2 rRNA genes are annotated in these 3,452 nt (G+C 58.3%); both read left to right on the top strand.

Annotated elements, in window-relative coordinates:
- Window positions 1-97 precede the first annotated feature (97 nt).
- Window positions 98-3,223, top strand: a 23S ribosomal RNA gene (locus ABD841_RS40000).
- 69 nt (window positions 3,224-3,292) lie between these two features.
- Window positions 3,293-3,409: ribosomal RNA gene (gene rrf, locus ABD841_RS40005) — 5S ribosomal RNA — on the top strand.
- The last annotated feature ends 43 nt before the right edge of the window (window positions 3,410-3,452 follow it).

Genomic DNA, 3,452 nt, shown 5'->3' on the forward strand with positions numbered 1-3,452 from the left:
ACGCAGGGCCGGATCGCCTGCCCCCGTGTGGGGGTGGGGTCGGGTGCGGTCGCTGTTTGTTGTTTGAGATTTGCATAGTGGACGCGAGCATCTTTGTGGCCAAGTTTTTTAGGGCACACGGTGGATGCCTTGGCATCAGGAGCCGATGAAGGACGTGGGAGGCTGCGTTAAGCCCCGGGGAGTCGCCAACCAGACGGTGATCCGGGGATGTCCGAATGGGGAAACCCAGCACCAGTCATGTGGTGTTGCCTCCGCCTGAATGTATAGGGCGGTTGGTGGTAACGCGGGGAAGTGAAACATCTCAGTACCCGTAGGAAGAGAAAACAAATAGTGATTCCGTGAGTAGTGGTGAGCGAAAGCGGAAGAGGCTAAACCGTGCACGTGTGAGAGCCGGCAGGCGTTGCGTGTGCGGGGTTGCGGGACCTTCCGGGGGGAGCTGCCGTTCTCCCGAGGAGTGATAAACCTCTGCGATAGTTGAAAGCTCTGGGAAGGGCTGCCGGAGACCGTGAGAGCCGGGTAGGCGAAATCGTGGGGGCTTCTGGAGGGGATCCCAAGTAGCACGGGGCCCGAGAAATCCTGTGTGAATCTGCCAGGACCACCTGGTAAGCCTAAATACTCCCTGATGACCGATAGTGGACGAGTACCGTGAGGGAAAGGTGAAAAGCGCCCCGGTGAGGGGTTGTGAAATAGTACCTGAAACCGTGTGCCTACAAGCCGTAGGAGCGTGGGCAGGCTTGCCTGTCCGTGATGTGACTGCGTGCCTTTTGAAGAATGAGCCTGCGAGTTATGGTGTGTGGCGAGGTTAACCCGTGTGGGGGAGCCGTAGCGAAAGCGAGTCTGAAGAGGGCGTTTGAGTCGCATGCTGTAGACCCGAAGCGGAGTGATCTAGGCATGGGCAGGTTGAAGCGCGGGTAAGACCGCGTGGAGGACCGAACCCACCAGGGTTGAAAACCTGGGGGATGACCTGTGTTTAGGGGTGAAAGGCCAATCAAACTCCGTGATAGCTGGTTCTCCCCGAAATGCATTTAGGTGCAGCGTTGTGTGTTTCTTGCCGGAGGTAGAGCACTGGATGGCCGATGGGCCCGACAAGGTTACTGACGTCAGCCAAACTCCGAATGCCGGTAAGTGAGAGCGCAGCAGTGAGACTGCGGGGGATAAGCTCCGTAGTCGAGAGGGAAACAGCCCAGATCACCGACTAAGGCCCCTAAGCGTGTGCTAAGTGGGAAAGGATGTGGAGTCGCAGTGACAACCAGGAGGTTGGCTTAGAAGCAGCCACCCTTGAAAGAGTGCGTAATAGCTCACTGGTCAAGTGATTCCGCGCCGACAATGTAGCGGGGCTCAAGTACACCGCCGAAGTCGTGGCATTAGCGTATTGACTCGAGCCTTTGTGGTTGAGAGGCGCTGATGGGTAGGGGAGCGTCGTGCGGCCGGCGAAGCAGCGGGGTGACCCAGTTGTGGAGGCCGTGCGAGTGAGAATGCAGGCATGAGTAGCGAATCAGAAGTGAGAAACTTCTGCGCCGGATGACCAAGGGTTCCTGGGGCAGGCTAATCCGCCCAGGGTAAGTCGGGACCTAAGGCGAGGCCGACAGGCGTAGTCGATGGACAACGGGTTGATATTCCCGTACCCGCTACGATGCGCCCATACTGAATCCAGTGATACTAAGGGTCCTTAACCCGATCTGCTCTTCGGAGCGGGTGTCAGGGTGAACGCCTGGCCTGATCTGGTAGTAGGTAAACGATGGGGTGACGCAGGAAGGTAGCCCAGCCCAGGCGATGGTGGTCCTGGGGTAAGCAGGTAGGACGTGCTGTAGGCAAATCCGCAGCGCATGTGTCTGAGATGTGATGCCGAGCCGATTGTGGCGAAGTGGGTGATCCTATGCTGCCGAGAAAAGCCTCTAGTGAGTGTCGTGGCGGCCCGTACCCGAAACCGACTCAGGTGGTCAGGTAGAGAATACCAAGGCGATCGGGTGAACTGTGGTTAAGGAACTCGGCAAATTGCCCCCGTAACTTCGGGAGAAGGGGGGCCTTCGCTGGTGAAGGACCGTGCGTCCGGAGCTGGTGGGGGTCGCAGAGGCCAGGGGGAAGCGACTGTTTACTAAAAACACAGGTCCGTGCGAAGTCGTAAGACGATGTATACGGACTGACGCCTGCCCGGTGCTGGAACGTTAAGGGGACCGCTTAGCGCGCTTTCGGGTGCGCGAAGGTGAGAACTTAAGCGCCAGTAAACGGCGGTGGTAACTATAACCATCCTAAGGTAGCGAAATTCCTTGTCGGGTAAGTTCCGACCTGCACGAATGGCGTAACGACTTCCCCGCTGTCTCAACCGCAGACCCGGCGAAATTGCACTACGAGTAAAGATGCTCGTTACGCGCAGCAGGACGGAAAGACCCCGGGACCTTCACTACAGCTTGACATTGGCGTTTGGAGCGTCTTGTGTAGGATAGGTGGGAGACGGTGAAGCGGTGACGCTAGTTACCGTGGAGTCATTGGTGAAATACCACTCTGGTCGTTTTGAACGTCTAACCTGGGTCCGTGATCCGGATCAGGGACAGTGTCTGGTGGGTAGTTTAACTGGGGCGGTTGCCTCCTAAAGGGTAACGGAGGCGCCCAAAGGTTCCCTCAGCCTGGTTGGCAATCAGGTGTCGAGTGTAAGTGCACAAGGGAGCTTGACTGTGAGACCGACGGGTCGAGCAGGAGCGAAAGCTGGGACTAGTGATCCGGCGGTGGCATGTGGAAGCGCCGTCGCTCAACGGCTAAAAGGTACCCCGGGGATAACAGGCTGATCTTCCCCAAGAGTCCATATCGACGGGATGGTTTGGCACCTCGATGTCGGCTCGTCGCATCCTGGGGCTGGAGTAGGTCCCAAGGGTTGGGCTGTTCGCCCATTAAAGCGGTACGCGAGCTGGGTTTAGAACGTCGCGAGACAGTTCGGTCCCTATCCGCTGCGCGCGCAGGAGACTTGAAAGGGGCTGTCCCTAGTACGAGAGGACCGGGACGGACGAACCTCTGGTGTGCCAGTTGTTCCGCCAGGAGCACGGCTGGTTGGCTACGTTCGGAAGGGATAACCGCTGAAAGCATCTAAGCGGGAAGCTCGCCTTGAGATGAGGTCTCCCACCCCGTGAGGGGGTAAGGCTCCCGGGAGATGACCGGGTTGATAGGCCGGAGGTGGAAGCGCGGTAACGTGTGGAGCCGACCGGTACTAATAGGCCGAGGACTTGACCGCAAAGCGTATGCTCGCGTCCATTATGTGATTCTGAGGCAGCAAACAGGGGTTTGCGTGGTCTCTCAGGGTTACGGCGGTTATGGCGAAGGGGAAACACCCGGTTACATTCCGAACCCGGAAGTTAAGCTCTTCAGCGCCGATGGTACTGCACCGGGGACGGTGTGGGAGAGTAGGTCGCCGCCGGACAATTGTTGCGGGAAGGGGTTCCACCCTTGGGGTGGGGCCCCTT

It is taken from the genome of Streptosporangium fragile, assembly GCF_039534445.1.
Classification (GTDB): domain Bacteria; phylum Actinomycetota; class Actinomycetes; order Streptosporangiales; family Streptosporangiaceae; genus Streptosporangium; species Streptosporangium fragile.